The 15,936-nt window shown below is 65.2% G+C and carries 13 protein-coding genes; 7 read left to right on the top strand and 6 right to left on the bottom strand.

Going from position 1 to position 15,936, the window contains the following annotated elements; genetic code table 11:
* Nucleotides 1-7 precede the first annotated feature (7 nt).
* Both Q7V31_RS07905 and rraA read right to left on the bottom strand, forming a co-directional pair.
* A complete protein-coding gene (locus tag Q7V31_RS07905) occupies nt 8-1,153 on the bottom strand; it encodes a serine hydrolase domain-containing protein (protein WP_304733523.1) in 1,146 nt (381 codons plus the stop codon).
* A gap of 66 nt (nt 1,154-1,219) precedes the next feature.
* A complete protein-coding gene (rraA, locus tag Q7V31_RS07900) occupies nt 1,220-1,711 on the bottom strand; it encodes a ribonuclease E activity regulator RraA (protein WP_304733521.1) in 492 nt (163 codons plus the stop codon).
* A gap of 195 nt (nt 1,712-1,906) precedes the next feature.
* Between rraA and Q7V31_RS07895 the strand changes: the two genes are divergently transcribed.
* Complete coding sequence (locus Q7V31_RS07895; protein WP_304733519.1) at nt 1,907-3,433, top strand: NAD(P)/FAD-dependent oxidoreductase; 1,527 nt, start codon at nt 1,907-1,909, stop codon at nt 3,431-3,433.
* A gap of 176 nt (nt 3,434-3,609) precedes the next feature.
* Here Q7V31_RS07895 and Q7V31_RS07890 read toward each other — a convergent pair whose 3' ends face one another.
* Nucleotides 3,610-4,401 carry a helix-turn-helix domain-containing protein gene (locus tag Q7V31_RS07890; protein ID WP_304733518.1) on the bottom strand — a complete coding sequence of 264 codons (792 nt, stop codon included), beginning with the start codon at nt 4,399-4,401 and terminating at the stop codon, nt 3,610-3,612.
* A gap of 143 nt (nt 4,402-4,544) precedes the next feature.
* Here Q7V31_RS07890 and Q7V31_RS07885 point away from each other — a divergent pair, with 143 nt between their 5' ends.
* Nucleotides 4,545-4,937, top strand: coding sequence for a hypothetical protein (locus Q7V31_RS07885; protein WP_304733516.1), 393 nt, complete (start codon nt 4,545-4,547; stop codon nt 4,935-4,937).
* A gap of 78 nt (nt 4,938-5,015) precedes the next feature.
* Here Q7V31_RS07885 and aceA read toward each other — a convergent pair whose 3' ends face one another.
* Together aceA and aceB are read right to left on the bottom strand one after the other, a co-directional pair.
* A complete protein-coding gene (gene aceA, locus Q7V31_RS07880) occupies nt 5,016-6,314 on the bottom strand; it encodes an isocitrate lyase (protein WP_304733515.1) in 1,299 nt (432 codons plus the stop codon).
* Between the two features lie 48 nt (nt 6,315-6,362).
* Nucleotides 6,363-7,988 (bottom strand): malate synthase A, encoded by a 1,626-nt coding sequence (gene aceB, locus Q7V31_RS07875; protein WP_304733514.1) that lies wholly within the window; start codon nt 7,986-7,988, stop codon nt 6,363-6,365.
* A gap of 194 nt (nt 7,989-8,182) precedes the next feature.
* Here aceB and Q7V31_RS07870 point away from each other — a divergent pair, with 194 nt between their 5' ends.
* Both Q7V31_RS07870 and Q7V31_RS07865 read left to right on the top strand, forming a co-directional pair.
* Nucleotides 8,183-9,628, top strand: coding sequence for a short-chain fatty acyl-CoA regulator family protein (locus Q7V31_RS07870; RefSeq protein ID WP_304733513.1), 1,446 nt, complete (start codon nt 8,183-8,185; stop codon nt 9,626-9,628).
* Between the two features lie 7 nt (nt 9,629-9,635).
* Nucleotides 9,636-10,328, top strand: a complete 693-nt coding sequence (locus tag Q7V31_RS07865) for an energy transducer TonB (RefSeq protein ID WP_304733511.1) — start codon at nt 9,636-9,638, stop codon at nt 10,326-10,328.
* A gap of 10 nt (nt 10,329-10,338) precedes the next feature.
* On the opposite strand, the gene Q7V31_RS07860 is transcribed toward Q7V31_RS07865, so the two are convergent.
* On the bottom strand, nt 10,339-11,865 hold the full coding sequence (locus tag Q7V31_RS07860; RefSeq protein WP_304733509.1) for a histidine kinase dimerization/phospho-acceptor domain-containing protein: 1,527 nt from the start codon (nt 11,863-11,865) through the stop codon (nt 10,339-10,341).
* A 305-nt stretch (nt 11,866-12,170) separates the two neighbouring features.
* On the opposite strand from Q7V31_RS07860, the gene hisS reads away from it, so the two are divergent.
* The 3 genes from hisS to hisG all read left to right on the top strand — a co-directional run bounded on the left by hisS (nt 12,171) and on the right by hisG (nt 15,933).
* Nucleotides 12,171-13,694 (top strand): histidine--tRNA ligase, encoded by a 1,524-nt coding sequence (gene hisS / locus Q7V31_RS07855; RefSeq protein WP_304733507.1) that lies wholly within the window; start codon nt 12,171-12,173, stop codon nt 13,692-13,694.
* A gap of 89 nt (nt 13,695-13,783) precedes the next feature.
* Nucleotides 13,784-14,959, top strand: coding sequence for an ATP phosphoribosyltransferase regulatory subunit (locus Q7V31_RS07850; RefSeq protein ID WP_304733505.1), 1,176 nt, complete (start codon nt 13,784-13,786; stop codon nt 14,957-14,959).
* The gene (gene hisG, locus Q7V31_RS07845) at nt 14,956-15,933 is read left to right on the top strand and encodes an ATP phosphoribosyltransferase (RefSeq protein ID WP_304733503.1); all 978 of its coding nucleotides are present in this window, start codon (nt 14,956-14,958) and stop codon (nt 15,931-15,933) included. Before Q7V31_RS07850 ends, hisG begins: the two co-directional genes overlap by 4 nt.
* Nucleotides 15,934-15,936: the final 3 nt, after the last annotated feature.

Genomic DNA, 15,936 nt, shown 5'->3' with positions numbered 1-15,936 from the left:
GCCGGCCTCAAAGCGCAGCGTAGCTGGCTGCAATCAGTGCATTGGCGCGCGCGTCGCCGGCAAGATCGGGTCCCATCTGGTTCATGACATAGGCGATGGCAAGGCCGGTCTTGGGATCGGCCATCCCGAACGACCCGCCCCAGCCCGAATGGCCGAAGGCCGCGTCATTGGGGCCGTAAAGTCCGCCGACATTGAGAATGAACCCCGCCCCCCAGCGTGCCGGCATGGCCAGCACCTCGTCATGGCCCTCGATCTGCAGATCCGTCATGGCACGGATCGTCTCCGGTTTCACCAGCACTTTGCCGTCGATCCGGCCGTCGCCGGCCAGTGCGCCATAGACGCGCGCGATCGCCGCCGCCGTGCCTTGTCCGTTGGCCGACGACAATTCGGCGCCGCGCCAGAAACGCTCGTTGGGAACGCGCGCATCGGGCGCCGGATTGCCGAGAGCGGCGATCTGCGAAATGTTGAGCGTTTCGGGCGGCGGCATGTTGGATTTTGCCGCCGGGATCATTTCGGCGACGCGGACATCCTCCGAGGCCGGCAGGCCGATGTGAAAATCGACCTTGTAGGGTTGCGCGACATTCTCGCGAAACCAGGTGCCGATGCTCTTGCCGGTGACACGGCTGACGAGTTCACCGGCCAGAATGCCGACGGTGAGCGCGTGATACCCCGACCGCGAACCCGGCGCCCAGATCGGCGCCTGTGCCGCAAGGCGCTGCGCCATCAAGGCGTGATCGCACATCTCTTCCGCCGTGGTCGGAACGGCAGGTCCGCACAGTCCGGCCTGATGCGACAGCATCTGCCCGATGGTGATGTCGCCCTTGCCTTGCGCCGCAAACTCCGGCCAGTGCTTCGACACCTTGTCCGAATAGGCAATGAGGCCGCGCTCGACCAGCATGCCGCAGACCAGCGCGCCCATTCCCTTGGTCGTCGACCACACATTGGCCAGCGTGTCGCGCCTCCAGGGCCGCGTGCGCGCCTGATCCGCCGCACCGCCCCAGAGATCGACCACGACCTCGCCGTCGCGCACGACGGCAACCGACGCGCCCACTTCGCCGGCGCCGACGAAATGCGCGGCGAATGTATCGCGCACCGGCTCGAAACCTCTGGCGCAGGTGCCGTGAATTTCGACGGCGGTTGCGGCGTCCGACATGTCATGCCCCCTGGGAATGTCGCCCGGCGCGGCAGCGGGTGGAGATGCTCCGTCCGCGGACCGGCCTCAGGTCAGTTTTGTTTCGGCAAGAATGATACCGTCGGCATCGGCATAAAGCCAATCGCCCGGCGCAAAGACCGTTCCGGCCGCTTCGACCCGCACATCGGCCTCGCCGGCCCCTGCACGCGCGCTCCGTTTCGGATGGGCGGCCAGCGCCTTGATGCCGATGGAACAGTCCTTCAACTCCATCGTGTCGCGCACGCAGCCGATGACGACAACACCGGCCCAGCCATTCTCTTCGGCAAGCTTGCCGAGATTGCCGCCGAACAGCGCGCATTCCATCGATCCCGCATTGTCGACCACCAGCACGCGGCCGTGGCCTTTGCCTTCGACGGCCTTGCGCACCAGCGCGTTGTCGTTATGCACGCGCAGCGTCGCCACCGGTCCCGAAAAGGCGATCCGTCCGCCATAGTCGCGAAAGACCGGCGCGGCGTGGCGCACGCGGTCGGGATGGGCGTCGGAAAGATCGGTGGTGGCGGGCGAGGCTGCGGTCGTCATCGGTGGCGGTTCCCTTGCGGCAATGTCGGCGCCTCTTATAGCGAGAGGGTGGGGCGGAAGGCCATGGCTTTGTCGCCCTTCCTTCGGGCGGTTCCGCGCGCGCCCGAAACCCGCTAGGCTTCCGCCGCAAATATCGGAAAACACCGGATGGCAGGGGTTTGAGGGAGCCGCTGCCGAACCGGACGGGAGGAACCCATGGCACTGGCTCAGGCAAAACCGGCGTCCGGCCCCACGGTCGCCATTCTCGGCGCGGGCGTGGCCGGCATCTGCACGGCGATCAAGCTGAAGCAGGCCGGCTTCACCGATTTCACCATCTATGAAAAGGCTGCCGAGATCGGCGGTACCTGGCGCGACAACACCTATCCGGGCTGTTCCTGCGACGTGCCGCTGCACATGTATCAATACTCCTTCGACATGCGGCCCGACTGGACGAAGAAGTTCGTCTTCTCAGCCGACATCAAGGCCTATCTCGAATCCGTCGTCGACAAATACGGTCTGCGCGGTCACATCCGCTTCAACACCGAAATCGACGATGCGCGTTTCGATGAGGCGAGCGGCGCCTGGACATTGAAATCCGGCGACCGCAGCTTCACCGCCCATGTCGTGGCGGCGGGCACCGGCCAGTTGCACCGTCCGGTCCGGCCCGACATCAAGGGCCGCGACAGCTTCGCCGGCGACAGCTGGCATTCGGCGCAGTGGAACCACAATGTCGACCTGAAGGGCAAGCGCATCGCCGTCATCGGCAATGGCGCCTCCGCCATCCAGTTCGTACCGGAGATCGCGAAGGAAGCGGGCAGTGTCACTGTCTTCCAGCGTTCGGCGAGCTGGGTGCTGCCGCGCCCGCAGCGCGAGTTTTACGGTTGGGAACGCGCCATCTACAAGGCGCTGCCCTGGACGATGAACATTCAGCGCTGGAAGATCTACTGGTTCGGCGAGCTGCTGTTTCGCTCCTTCCGCACCTCCGGCGACAAGCTGAAGCAGATGGGCATCGACGAGATGAAGCTCTACCTCTCCGATCCCGAAAAGCAGAGGAAACTGACGCCGGATTACGAACCCGGCTGCAAGCGCGTGTTGTTCGCCAATGACTGGTGGCCGACCATGGGCATGGATCATGTCGACGTCGTCACCGACGGAATCGACGAAATCGTGCCGTCCGGTATCCGCACGAAGGACGGCGCGCAACGCGACTTCGATGTCGTGATCTACAGCACCGGCTTCGACACGACGCATTTCCTCGGGCCGATGACGATGAAGGGTCTGGCCGGCCGCGACCTGAAAGATGCCTGGAAGACCGGCGCCGAAGCCCATCACGGCATGACGGTCGCGGGCTTCCCGAATTTCTTCATGCTCTACGGACCGAACACCAATCTCGGTCACAACTCGATTATCTTCATGATCGAGTGCCAGGCGAACTACATCACGCAATGCGTGAAGAAGCTGCGCAACGACGACCTGCTTTATCTCGACGTGAAGCCGGAAGTGCAGCGCGCCTCCAACGAAAGCGTGCAGGCCGACAATGCCAACTCGGTTTTCGCGAGCGGCTGCACGAGCTGGTACAAGACGGCGTCGGGCAAGGTGACCAACAACTGGGCCAACTACACCTTCAAATACTGGTGGCGGGTGCGGCGGCCGAACTTCGCCGAGTTCAACCTCCGTACACGGACGGCGAGCGCGCAAGGCAACGCCGACGGCATCGGAACGCCGGTCGCGGCCGCTGAATAGGTCCGAAGCGGCCCCAAAACCGGGGACAAGTTTTTTTGCCGGCGGGGATATCTGCCGCCGGCCCCGGGGATAACTGGCTCCGCCCCCCGGGGATAAGTCGTCCCGTGGGAGATTTGTGACAGTTTTTTGACAGTTTAGTGACAGAGGGGGGGGTCTTGAGGCCCTTTTGCTGTCGTTCAGGCGTCGTCCATCGCCGCGCGCATTGCCGCGGCGGTAAAGGCGTCGCCCGGAAAGAAGGACTCGATCACCAGTTCCGAGAAGGAAATATCGACCGCCGTGCCGAAAACGGTGGTGGCGGTAAAGAAAGTCAGGGTACCCCCCTCCGTCCGCAGCTTCAGCGGTGCGATCAGCCCGCCATATTCGTCCGCGTCGCTTTCATCCGTGCCGCCCGGCATCGCCTGCAACTCTTCGAGCAATGCCGCCAGTCCGTCGTCGGCCGTCTGCGCCACCTGGCGTTCGAGCCGCATGAAGATATGGCTGCGCCAGCCGGCGAGATTTTCGATGCGCGGCGCCAGCCCGCGCGGGTCGAGGCTGAGGCGCAGCACATTGATCGGCGCTTCGAGGAGTGCCGGATCGACCCCTTGCAGGAAGAGACCGGCGGCATCGTTGGCGGCGACGAGGTTCCAGTGCCGGTCGACGGCGAGCGCCGGATAGGGCTCGCTCCCCTTCAGCACCAGATCGACCGCGCGCCGCGCGGCGGCCGCATCCGGACTGTCGAGCCCGGCCTCGGAATAGACCGGCGCGAAGCCGGCGGCGAGCAGCAGCTCGTTGCGCTGGCGGAAGGGCACATCGAGCAGTTCGGCCAGATGCAGCAGCATGTCGCGGCTCGGCCGCGCGCGGCCGGTTTCGAGAAAGCTCAAATGCCGCGCCGATATATCGGCGTCGCAGGCAAAGGCGAGCTGGCTGAGGCGGCGGCGCTGGCGCCATTCGCGCAGGCGCTCGCCAACGGGCGGGGTGTGCATGTTCATGGGAAAGAGCCTATGCGCCCTTGCGCCGCGCAACAATTACCTGCCGCGTAATCGACTTGGCGCGAGGCGCGCCCCAATTATGGCGGGCAAGCGGATACCGAAGCCGAAACAAGACCCAACCCGCAGAAAGAAGGAGACCTCGAATGGCCCTCGCAATCGTCAATTCCATTTCCGCGCGCCAGGCCGTGCTGGCCGATGCCGTCGCCAGCGCCGCCATGGCCGCGCTGTTCATCGCCGCCTCGGGCCTCGTCGCCCAGCTGACGGGGCTGCCCGCCGGCTTCCTCTTCTGGCTCGGTATCGCCTTCATGCCCTGGGTGGCGGCGCTCGTGCTGATCGGCCGGGCCGAACCCCCCGCCGCCGGCGCCGTCGAGGCGGTGATCGCCGGCAACGCGCTCTGGGTGGTGGCATCCATTGCGGTGCTCGTCCTAGGCGTCTTCGACCTCAACGCGCTGGGCGTCGCCTTCGTGATCGCGCAGGCGGTGGCGGTCGCGATCCTCGCCGAACTGCAATTCCTCGGCGTGCGTCGGGCGGGCTGACGCGAGGCCCTGTTGCCACACAAAAAACCGCCGGGGTTTCCCCCGGCGGTTTTGCGTATCGTCCGTAGCAAGAACGGCTTAGTGGTGTGTGCCGGTCTTGAACTGGTCGGCTTCGGTCGAGTCGCCGAGCGCCGTGGTGGAGCTTTCGCCGCCGGCCGCCGCGATGGCGACGAGGTCGAAATAACCGGTGCCGACTTCGCGCTGGTGGCGGGTCGCGGTGTAGCCCTTGGCTTCCGAGGCGAACTCGGCCTGCTGCAGCTCGGAGTAAGCCGCCATGCCGCGGTCGCGATAGCCCGACGCCAGCTCGAACATGCCGTGGTTGAGCTGGTGGAAACCGGCCAGCGTGACGAACTGGTACTTGTAGCCCATCGCCGCGATTTCCTTCTGGAACTTCGCAATCGTCGCCTTGTCGAGATTGGCTTCCCAGTTGAAGGACGGCGAGCAGTTATAGGCCAGAAGCTGGTCGGGATATTCCTTGCGGATCGCTTCGGCGAAGCGCTTCGCGTCGTCGAGGTTGGGCTTGGAAGTTTCCCACCACAACAGGTCGGCATAAGGCGCGAAGGAGAGGCCGCGCTTGATGCAATGATCGACGCCCGTGCCCGGCTTCAGACGGTAGAAGCCTTCGATGGTGCGGCCCTTGTCGAAATCGATGAACTCGTGATCGCGCTCGTCGATGTCCGACGTGATCAGGTTGGCGCTCTCCGCGTCGGTGCGCGCCATGATCAGCGTCGGCGTGCCCATGACGTCGGCGCCGAGGCGCGCGGCGTTGAGGTTGCGCTCATGCGCGCGGCTCGGGATCAGAACCTTGCCGCCGAGATGGCCGCACTTCTTTTCCGAGGCCAGCTGGTCTTCGTAGTGAACGCCCGAGGCACCCGCTTCGACATAGGCCTTCATGATCTCGAAGCAGTTCAAGGGCCCGCCGAAGCCGGCTTCGGCGTCGGCAACGATCGGCACGAACCAGTCGCGCTTGGCGCCGCCTTCCGAATGCTCGATCTCGTCGGCGCGCTTCAGGGCGCGGTTGATCTTCTTGGCCAGCTCCGGGCCGGCATTGGCCGGGTAGAGCGACTGGTCGGGATACATCGCGCCGGCCGTGTTGGCGTCGGCGGCAACCTGCCAGCCCGAAAGATAGATCGCCTTCAGGCCCGCACGCGCCATCTGCATGGCCTGGTTGCCCGAAAGCGCGCCCAGCGAATGCACATAATCGGTCGTGTGCAGCAGTTCCCAGAGCTTGTTGGCGCCGCGTGTCGCCAGCGTGTGCTCGATGGGGAAGGAGCCGCGCAGCTTCTCGACGTCTTCGACGCTGTAGTTGCGCTTCACATTGTCGAAGCGGCCCTTGGGCGCGCTCGGGATCAGATCGTAGAAGGTCTTCTTGCTCATGGGACTGTCCTCAGACGGGGTCAGGATGGGGTTCAGGCTTGTTTCGATTCAAGGATGGTTTTCGTTTTCGAGAATGAGTCGATAGGCAGGCAGCGTCAGGAATTCCTCGCAATCCTGCGCCTTGGTCATGGTCGAGAAGAGATCGATCGCCTCCTCGAAATGACCGTCGTTCCAGCGCGCCTCGCCCAGCGTTTCGCGAAGCGTCTTCATTTCATCGGCCAGCACGTCGTCGAAAAGTTCGGGCGTGACCTTGCGGCCATCGCTGAGTGCCGCGCCGTGATAAATCCATTGCCATATCTGTGTGCGGCTGATCTCGGCGGTGGCGGCGTCTTCCATCAGATTGTAGAGCGGCACGGCGCCGCGGCCGCCGATCCAGGCCTCGATATATTGGACGCCGACGCGGCAGCATTCGCGCATCCCGTGCTCGGTGCGCTCGCCCTTGTGCGGCGTCAGCAGTTCCTTCTGGCCGACATTGACGTCCTGGCGCTGGCGGGCGAGCTGGTTCGGCCCTTCGAGCTTGCCGAAAATCTCCATCGCCACGGCGACGAGATCGGGATGCGCAACCCAGGTGCCGTCGTGACCGTTGGTGGCTTCACGTTCCTTGTCGGCGCGGACCTTGTTGAAGGCTGCCTGGTTGGCGGCCTCGTCGCCCTTGACCGGGATCTGCGCCGCCATGCCGCCCATCGCGAAGGCGCCGCGCTCGTGGCAGGTCTTCACGAGGAGAAGCGAATATGCGTTGAGGAAGGCGTCGCCCATCACCACCTGCGCGCGGTCGGGCAGGATGAAGTTGGGGTTCTTTCCGAGCCGCTTGATGTAGCTGAAAATGTAGTCCCAGCGGCCGCAATTGAGGCCGACAATATGGTCCTTCAGCTCATAGAGAATTTCGTGCATCTCGAAGGCGGCGGGCAGGGTCTCGATCAGCACCGTGACCTTGATGGTGCCGTTCTTGATGCCAAGCTCTTTCTGCGCATGAACGAAAACATCGTTCCAGAGCCGGGCTTCCTTGTGGCTCTCCATCTTCGGCAGATAGAAATAGGGGCCGGAACCGGATGCGATCTGGCGCTTGGCGTTGTGGAAGAAGTAGAGCGCGAAATCGAAGAGGCTGCCCGACATCGGCTTGCCGTCGATTTCGACATGGGCTTCTTCCAGATGCCAGCCGCGCGGGCGGACGATCAGCGTCGCCGGCTTCGCCACCACGTCGTAGCGCTTGCCGTTGCTCTCGTCGGTGAAGCCGATCTCCTTGTCCCAATAGGCCATCATGTTGATCTGGCCGCCGATCATATTGTCCCAGGTCGGCGCCGCCGCGTCCTCGAAGTCGGTCATGTAGGACTGCGCGCCGGAATTGAGCGCGTTGATGACCATCTTGCGGTTGTCGACCGGGCCGGTGATCTCGGTGCGGCGGTCGAGCAAGTCCTTCGGGATCGGCGCGACCTTCCAGTCGCCTTCGCGGATCGCCTTGGTCTCGGGCAGGAAGTCGGGCAGCGCGCCGGCGTCGAACTTCTTCTGCCGTTCGGCACGGGCCTCCAGCAGCTCGCGGCGGCGCGCGCCGAACTTGCGTTCGATCGCGGCGACAAAGGCCAGCGCGTCCGGCGTCAGCACGCGCTCATAGCCCGGCTTCATCGCGCCCTTGACGGCGATGCCGTCGGCAATCTTCGTGGCTGCGCTTGTGCTCATGCTCGCTTGCCTCCGTTGGCCGGTCTTGACGGGGTTCCAATGCGCGCGGTCATACAATCTCGACACCGGCTTGTCCAATATTTCCTAAGTGATTGAAATTATTGAAGTAAAGAACTTCACAAGATTCCTGTGCGATTCTGTTGATTATGTAAATCTTGTAAATTAGGCTGCCTGGAAACCGGGAGATATCGGATATGGCTTCGGACAAAAAAGTCTTTGCCGGCCCGCGCATTAGGCGGCTCCGGCGCGAGCGCGGACTGACCCAGGCGCGCATGGCAGCCGATCTCGGCATTTCAGCGAGCTACCTCAACCTGATCGAGCGCGACCAGCGCCCGGTCTCGGTGCAGATCCTGCTGAAGCTGGCCGACGTCTATGACGTCGAGCTCCGGACGCTGGGCGGCGACGACGAGGCCCGCGCGCTGACGGCGCTGCGCGAGGTCTTTGCCGACCCGCTGTTTCGCGACGCCGGACTGGCGGCGCAGGACCTGCAGGACATGGCCGGCGCAAGCCCGGTGGCCGCCGATGCGGTGGCGCGGCTTTACCGGGCCTATCAGGAAAGCGTCAGCAACGGCTCGATGCTGGCCGAGCGCCTGGCCGACCGCGACCTGTCGGACGGCGCCGAGGCGCCGGGTCTGCCGCTGGAAGAGGTGCGCGACTTCATCAACAGCCGCAACAATCACTTCCCCGAACTCGACGACGCGGCCGAGCGGCTCTATCTGCAAATGGGCCTCGGCGCCGACGAGCCCTATGTGAGCTTGCGCAATACGCTGCGCGACATGCATGGCGTCTCGACCCGCGTCGTGCCGGCCGACATGATGCCGCAGGAACTCAGGCGCTACGACCGCCACCGCCAGACGATCTTTCTCTCCGAACTGCTCGACCAGCCGGGCCGTTCGTTCCAGCTTGCCTATCAGCTCGGTTATTTCGAACAGTCGCGCGCCATCGAGGATATTGTCGAAGCCTCGGGCCTCGACAGCGACGAGGCCAAGCGCCTCTGCCGCGTCTCGCTGGCCAATTATTTCGCCGCCGCGCTGCTGATGCCCTATGGGGCCTTCCACAAGACGGCGGAAGCGACGCGCTACGACATCCGCCTGCTCGGGCGCCGCTTCGGCACCAGTTTCGAGCAGGTCTGCCACCGGTTAACCACGCTGCAACGCGCCGGCGCCCGCGGCATTCCGTTCTTTCTGATCCGCGTCGACAATGCCGGCAATGTCTCGAAGCGGTTTTCTGCCGCAGGCTTCCACTTTGCCCGCTTTGGCGGTACCTGCCCGCGCTGGAATGTGCATGATGCCTTCCGCGTTCCGGGCCAGATCTACACGCAGATAGTCCAGATGGAAGACGGCACCCGCTATTTCTCGATCGCCCGCACGGTGAGCCGCGCCGGCTCCGGCATCGGCGTGCCCGGCGACCAGTATGTGGTGGGGCTGGGCTGCGAGATCGCCCATGCGCCGCGCCTCGTTTACAGCCAGGGCTACGATCTCGCCGACGAACGCGCCGCCATGCCGATCGGCGTCAATTGCCGCTTGTGCGAAAGGCTCGACTGTTCGCAGCGCGCCTTCCCGCCGCTGAAGCACCGGCTGACGGTCGAGGACCATGTGCGCGGCATTTCGCCCTTCGGCATGCCGGCAAGGAGCGCGTGACAGTCCGATGCGCACCGACACTATCGCCATTACAGAAACGCGCCCGCGCGATCTCTGGATCGCTCTCGGCATCGCGCTTGCGTTGCATGGCTTTGCCGCCGCAGCGGCGCTGAAATGGTATGTCGCCGCGCTTGAGCGACCGAGTGCGGGGGCGAGCGCCACGACGGTCAGCCTCGCGGCCTATAGTGATGCGCCGCAGGCGGACGTGCCGCAGCCGGAACCCGAAACGCCAAAGGTCGAACCGCCGAAACCGGAGCCCGCGCCGGTGCGCCGCGCCGCGCCGCAAGAGCCGAAACCGGCGGAGGTGCAGGCCGAAGAAGTACCGGCGCCACCGCAAAGCGCCGCCGCCGGCCCGGCCGGCCTCGCGCGCGAGGGCGCCGCCGAAACCGGCGTCGGGCAGGAAACGATCGAGGCGGATTATTTCGCGACGCTCGCGGCCTGGATTGCGCGCCACAAGCAATATCCGCGCATGGCAAAACGCCAGAGGATCGAGGGCGAGGGCCATGTGCTCATTCACGTCGCGCGCGATGGCACGCTGATCGATTTCAGGATTGTGCGTGGCACCGGCTCGGTCGTTCTCGACCGCGAGCTGTCGGCGACGGTCACGCGCGCCGCGCCCCTGCCGCCTTTCCCGCCGGGCCTCAACGCCGTATCGCTTGAAGTCGTACAGCCGATTGTTTTCGAACTGACCGGGGAATAAGGCGCCCGCCTCAGCGCATCACCCTGTCGAGCGGAAAACGCAGCGCGATTTCCATGCCCGCTTCCACCGCGCCGCCGGCCGTGCCCTCGGCGCGGTGGATATCGAGGCTGCCGCCATGCAGCTCCATCACCTTGCGCGTCAGCGACAGGGCGAGACTTTCCTCGCGCGGCACGCCGCTGTCCTCGGCGCTGACAAAGGGATCGTCGATCTCGGTCATCCAGGGAAGCGCACTCTGTTCGGCGGTCCGGTTGCGCCGTTCGCTGAGCGTCACCGCAAGGCCGCCATCTTCTTCCCGCAAGGCGAGGTGAACGGTCGAGCCGCGATGCGCGCAATGAACGGCTTCGGCCAGCAGGCGGAAAAGCCCTTGCCTGAGGCGCTTGGCATCGCCCCTGAGGCCCGGCAGGTGCGGCGGACAATCGACCTCGATCGTCACACCTTCGCTTGCCGCATGCTGACGCTGGCTGGCGACCGCGATCTCGGCGAGCTGAGCAAGGTTGCAGATCTCGTTGGTGAGCTCGATCTGGTCCATTTCGGCTTCGGCGATGCCGAGCAGATCCTCGATCATGTCGAGCAACATGGTGCCGCTCGAATAGATGTCGCTGGCATATTCCTTGTAGCGCTCGGTGCCGACCGGCCCGAGGCGCTCGTTCTTCATCATCTCCGAAAAGCCGATGATATGGGTCAGCGGCGTCCTGAGATCATGATTGACGTTGGAAAAGAAGCTCTGGCTGCGCCGCCGCGTCTCGTGGCTCTGTGCCTCGGCCGCCTGCATGGTGCTTTCGAGCTTGCGCCGCACCGTCACGTCGTTGAGTGCCGCGACGCGCGCCGGCACGCCGCCCCAGCGCGTGTCGATGACGCGCATCTCGACGAAGCGGTTATCGCCGTCGGGCCGGGTGATCGAAAGATCGTGCTCGCCCGGATCGCTGGGCAGGCCGAAAGGCCGGCCGATCAGATCGTCGCCGTCGCGGCCGAGCAGCTCGCGTGCCGCATTGTTGGCGAAGCGCACCAGCCCGGCGCTGTCGAGAATGACGATGGCCTCGGGCGTTTCCTGAACCAGCGTGACGCGCGGCCGGGCCTCGGCATCGATACGCGCGGATACCGGGCGCTCGTCCCGCGCCAGCCGGCGCTTGATCGCGCGGCGCAGCGCGAGACCGAGCGCGCGCGGCGTGTCGGTGTCGGCGGCGAGGCAATCTTCCGCCCCCGCCTCGATGGCATCGGCTTGCAGCGCCGCATCTTCATGGCCGACGGCAAGCACCGGCGCGTTGGGGCCGAGCGTGACGGCGCGGCGCAGGAAGTCGAGTGCCGCCGGCTCGCCGGCGCCGATATCGACGATCAGCGCGTCGATGCCCGGCGCCAGCAACGGGTCGATGCCGTCTTCGGGATGGGAGAAACTGAAGTTGATCGGCCCGGCGGCGCCGGAGGCGGCAAGACCGCGCAGTGAATTGCACAGCGGCGTCGAAATGCTGACGACATGGACGGCAAGCGGCGGCAGCGGCCGCTTGCCGCTGGCGTCGAGGGGACCGATTTGCCGATTCATGGCGATACCTTGACGTGCCACGTTCAACTCACTCTCTCTGCCCCCCCAAAGGGCCTCGGCAACCAGACACGTAGACCGGCGCGAATCATTCCAGTCTTGTCTGTGTCCAGAATCCGCTCATTTGGTAAACAGAAGGTAAAGGAGCACCGGATTTGGTGGTTCCATTCCGGGGCAGGCACTAATGGGCACCGTTAAAGGCCTGCTTGTTCCGGGAGAGGCGATGGGCTAGGTATGCGCCCGCGCCGGATCCTTCGCGCAAATACGGGCCCGAAGCGCCCGGAAGCCCTTGAGAATCCAGACGAAAGATGAGCAAGAGCCCGAAGACCTTTCGCCCCAGGGCGCGCGTGCCGAAGGGGTTGCGCGACCTCTCCGCCGGCATGGTCCGGGCGGAGCTGCGGATGCTTGCGCGCATTCGCGAGGTCTATGAGCGCTACGGCTTCGACCCGCTGGAGACATCCGCCATCGAATATGCCGATGCGCTGGGCAAGTTCCTGCCGGATGAAGACCGTCCCAATGAAGGCGTGTTTTCCTTTCAGGACGACGACGAACAATGGTTGTCGCTGCGCTACGATCTGACGGCGCCGCTGGCCCGTTACGTCGCCGAGAATTACGACGGCCTGCCCAAGCCCTTCCGCCGTTATCAAACCGGCTCCGTCTGGCGCAACGAGAAGCCGGGGCCGGGCCGCTTCCGCCAGTTCACGCAGTTCGACGCCGACACGGTGGCCGCCCCCGGCGTCGCGGCCGATGCCGAGATGTGCATGATGGGCGCCGACTGCCTGGAAGCGCTCGGCATTCCGCGCGGCGACTACCGCATCCGCGTCAACAACCGCAAGGTGCTGGACGGCTTGCTCGAAACCATCGGCCTTGGCGGCGACGCCAATGAACTGACGCGCGCGACCGTGCTGCGCTCGATCGACAAGTTCGACAAGCTCGGCCGCAAGGGCGTCGAATTGCTGCTGGGCGCGGGCCGCAAGGACGAGTCCGGCGACTTCACCAAAGGCGCGGGGCTCTCGCCCTCGCAGATCACGGCCGTTGCCGACTATGTCGAGTCCGGCCTTGGCGAAGGCGCGACGACGCGGAGGCTGGTGCTCGAAAGCTGGCGCAAGATCGTCGGCGCCAGCGCCATCGGCGCCGAAGGTCTCGACGAGCTTGCCGAAATGGACGCGCTGTTCGAGGCGGCGGGCTACGGTCTCGACCGTATCGAATTCAATTCATGGATCGTGCGCGGCCTCGGCTATTACACCGGCCCGGTTTTCGAATCCGATCTCTTGTTCGAGGTGAAGGACGACGCCGGCAATCCGGTGCGCTTCGGCTCGGTCGGCTCCGGCGGGCGCTATGACGGCCTCGTCGAACGCTTCAAGGGCGTCAAGGTTCCGGCGACCGGTTTTTCGATCGGCGTCAGCCGCCTGCAGGCCGCCCTCGAACTGCTCGGCAAGCTCGACCTCGAAGCGGTGGCGGCCCCCGTCGTCGTGCTGACGCTCGACGCCGCCCGCATGGCCGATTATCAGCAGATGGTCAGCGAACTGCGCGAAGTCGGCATCCGCGCCGAGATGTATCTCGGCGGTTCGGGCATGAAGGCGCAGATGAAATATGCCGACAAGCGCGGCGCCCCCGTCGCCGTCATCGAGGGCGAGGACGAGCGGGCGACCGGCGAAATCACGCTGAAGGACCTGATCCTCGGCAGTGAAATGTCGAAGGAAATCGCCGACAACACGGCCTGGCGCGAAGGCCAGCCGGCGCAGGTTTCCGTGCCGCGTGCCCGGCTGGTGGAAGAAGTGAAGGCGATCCTCGCCCGGCACGGCCTCCATTCGGGGTTCCATCGCGGCTGAGCCGCAGCAATTCCCGCTTCCCGATATTTACCATTTTCATGCTAGACAGGGGCGCGCCGGAAACGGCGGAGGCCCGGAAGGTTATTCAGATGCCGCCATCGATTGCAGCAACGGAAGGCGAAAGCTTGCGCGCCCGCGAGGCGCTGGGCGCTGATGTGCGCGCCGGTTTCGAGCGCGCCGGCTATGCACCCGTCGCCGCGCCGGTCCTGCAGCCGGCCGATATCTTTCTCGATATGTCGGGCGAGGATATTCGCCGCCGCATGTATGTCTTCGCCGATCCGGGCGGCAACGAGCTTTGCCTGCGCCCCGAACTGACGATCCCGGTCTGCCGTCTCTATCTCGAAAGTGGCGGCGGTCCGCAACGCCTCTGTTCGCTGGGCGCGGTCTATCGCTACCAGAAGCGCGGCTCGGCGAAGCTGACCGAATTCACGCAGGCCGGCCTCGAATGTCTGGGGACGGCGGATGCCGAAGCCGGCGATGCCGAGGTGGTCGGGCTGGCCGCCAAGGCGCTGGCCGATGCCGGGCTGAAAAACTACGAGATCGAAATGGGCGACCTGGCGTTGTTCGACGCGCTGGTCGACGCGCTCGGCCTGCCGCCGGGCTGGCGGGCGCGGTTGAAGCGTCACTTCTGGCGGCCGGATTATTTCCACGAGCTGCTCGATCAACTTGCGGAAGGCGGCGTCAAGGACGAAACCGGCGACCGCGCGGCGCTGATCTCGGCCATTGCCGGCCTCGACGAGGAAAGCGCCCGCGAAGTGATCGAGGATGTGCTGAAACTGGCCGGCATCGCGCCGGTCGGCGGCCGCACGGTGGGCGAGGTTGCCGAGCGTCTGCTCGAACAGGCCGAGCTTGCGGCGAGCAGCGTGCCCCGCGAAGCGGCGAAGCTGATTTCGGATTTCCTTGCCGTCTCGGGCGCACCCGCCGACAGCATCGCCCGCATCGCCAAACTGACCAAGGCCGCCGGCGTCTCGCTCGATGCGGCAATCGCGCGTTTCGAGCGCCGTCTCGATCTGATCGGCAAGGCCGGGCTCGATCTCTCCCGCGCGCGTTTCGCCACCGGCTTCGGCCGCAACATGGCCTATTACACCGGCTTCGTTTTCGAGTTCCGCGTCGCGGCGCTGGGCGAAGACGCGATGATCTGTGGCGGCGGCCGCTATGACCGCCTGCTCGGGGCGCTCGGCGCCAAGGCGCCGGTGCCGGCGGTCGGCTGCGCGGTCGGCATCGAACGCCTGCTGATGGCCCTCAACCGGGAGGCGGGCAAATGAGCGGCAAACTGACGATCGGCCTGCCCTCAAAGGGCCGCCTGCAGGAAAACGCCAGCGCCTTCTTCGCCCGTGCCGGGCTGAAAGTCAGGCAGGATGGCGGCCGCGGCTATACCGGCCGTCTCGACGGCGTCGCCAATGTCGAAATTGCTTTCCTGTCGGCTTCCGAAATCGCCGGACAGTTGGAGCAGGGCATCATTCACCTCGGTGTCACCGGCGAGGATCTGATCCGCGAAAAATTGTCATCGCCCGAACGCGATGTCGAATTGCTGTTGCCGCTCGGCTTCGGTCACGCCGATGTCGTGGTCGCGGTACCGCAAAGCTGGATCGATGTCGCCACCATGGCCGATCTCGACGATGTGGCGCTGGCTTTCCACACCAGGCGCGGACGGCGGCTGCGCGTCGCCACCAAATATTTCAACCTGACGCGCGATTTTTTCGCCAGCCACGGGCTGACGGATTATCGCATCGTCGAAAGCCTCGGCGCCACCGAGGGCGCGCCGGCGGCCGGCACGGCCGAAGTGATTGTCGACATCACCTCGACCGGGGCGACGCTTGTCGCCAACAATCTGAAAGTGCTCGACGACGGCACGATACTGAAAAGCCAGGCCAATCTGGTCGCCGCGCTCGGCGCCGACTGGAGCGAGACGGCGCTTGCGGCGGCCGGCGAAATTCTCGATCGCGTTTCGGCCCAGGCGCGCGCCGCGAAAACCGTCGAGGTGCGTTTTGCCGGCGGCAGCGACGATGCGAAGCTGCTGGCCGATCTCGAAAAGCGCTTCGCCACCAGCGTGCCTTTCGGTGCCGGTGCTGCGCCGGTGCGCATCGTCCACTGCCCGGAAGACCGGCTCTACGATCTCGTCGCCTACCTCAATGCGAAGGGCCGCGAAACCGTGACCGCCGCCCGCGCCGATTATGTCTTTGAAGCGAAAAACCCGTTGCGCGAACGGTTGCTCGAACGGCTGAAATCCCGGAGCTGACCT

The sequence above is a fragment of the Parvibaculum sp. genome (genome assembly GCF_030651915.1).
In the GTDB taxonomy this organism is placed as follows: domain Bacteria; phylum Pseudomonadota; class Alphaproteobacteria; order Parvibaculales; family Parvibaculaceae; genus Parvibaculum.
The sequence above is the reverse complement of the archived record's forward strand: the minus strand, read 5'-3'. Positions and strand labels throughout refer to the sequence as shown.

Excerpts from the sequence above, each read along its gene's own strand:
- Q7V31_RS07905 (WP_304733523.1), bottom strand. The coding sequence starts at position 1,153 with ATGTCGGACGCCGCAACCGCCGTCGAAATTCACGGCACCTGCGCCAGA.
- Q7V31_RS07860 (WP_304733509.1), bottom strand. The coding sequence starts at position 11,865 with ATGAATCGGCAAATCGGTCCCCTCGACGCCAGCGGCAAGCGGCCGCTG.
- aceB (WP_304733514.1), bottom strand. The coding sequence starts at position 7,988 with ATGAGCACAAGCGCAGCCACGAAGATTGCCGACGGCATCGCCGTCAAG.
- Q7V31_RS07895 (WP_304733519.1), top strand. The coding sequence starts at position 1,907 with ATGGCACTGGCTCAGGCAAAACCGGCGTCCGGCCCCACGGTCGCCATT.
- hisG (WP_304733503.1), top strand. The coding sequence starts at position 14,956 with ATGAGCGGCAAACTGACGATCGGCCTGCCCTCAAAGGGCCGCCTGCAG.
- Q7V31_RS07870 (WP_304733513.1), top strand. The coding sequence starts at position 8,183 with ATGGCTTCGGACAAAAAAGTCTTTGCCGGCCCGCGCATTAGGCGGCTC.
- Q7V31_RS07865 (WP_304733511.1), top strand. The coding sequence starts at position 9,636 with ATGCGCACCGACACTATCGCCATTACAGAAACGCGCCCGCGCGATCTC.
- Q7V31_RS07890 (WP_304733518.1), bottom strand. The coding sequence starts at position 4,401 with ATGAACATGCACACCCCGCCCGTTGGCGAGCGCCTGCGCGAATGGCGC.
- hisS (WP_304733507.1), top strand. The coding sequence starts at position 12,171 with ATGAGCAAGAGCCCGAAGACCTTTCGCCCCAGGGCGCGCGTGCCGAAG.
- Q7V31_RS07850 (WP_304733505.1), top strand. The coding sequence starts at position 13,784 with ATGCCGCCATCGATTGCAGCAACGGAAGGCGAAAGCTTGCGCGCCCGC.
- rraA (WP_304733521.1), bottom strand. The coding sequence starts at position 1,711 with ATGACGACCGCAGCCTCGCCCGCCACCACCGATCTTTCCGACGCCCAT.
- Q7V31_RS07885 (WP_304733516.1), top strand. The coding sequence starts at position 4,545 with ATGGCCCTCGCAATCGTCAATTCCATTTCCGCGCGCCAGGCCGTGCTG.
- aceA (WP_304733515.1), bottom strand. The coding sequence starts at position 6,314 with ATGAGCAAGAAGACCTTCTACGATCTGATCCCGAGCGCGCCCAAGGGC.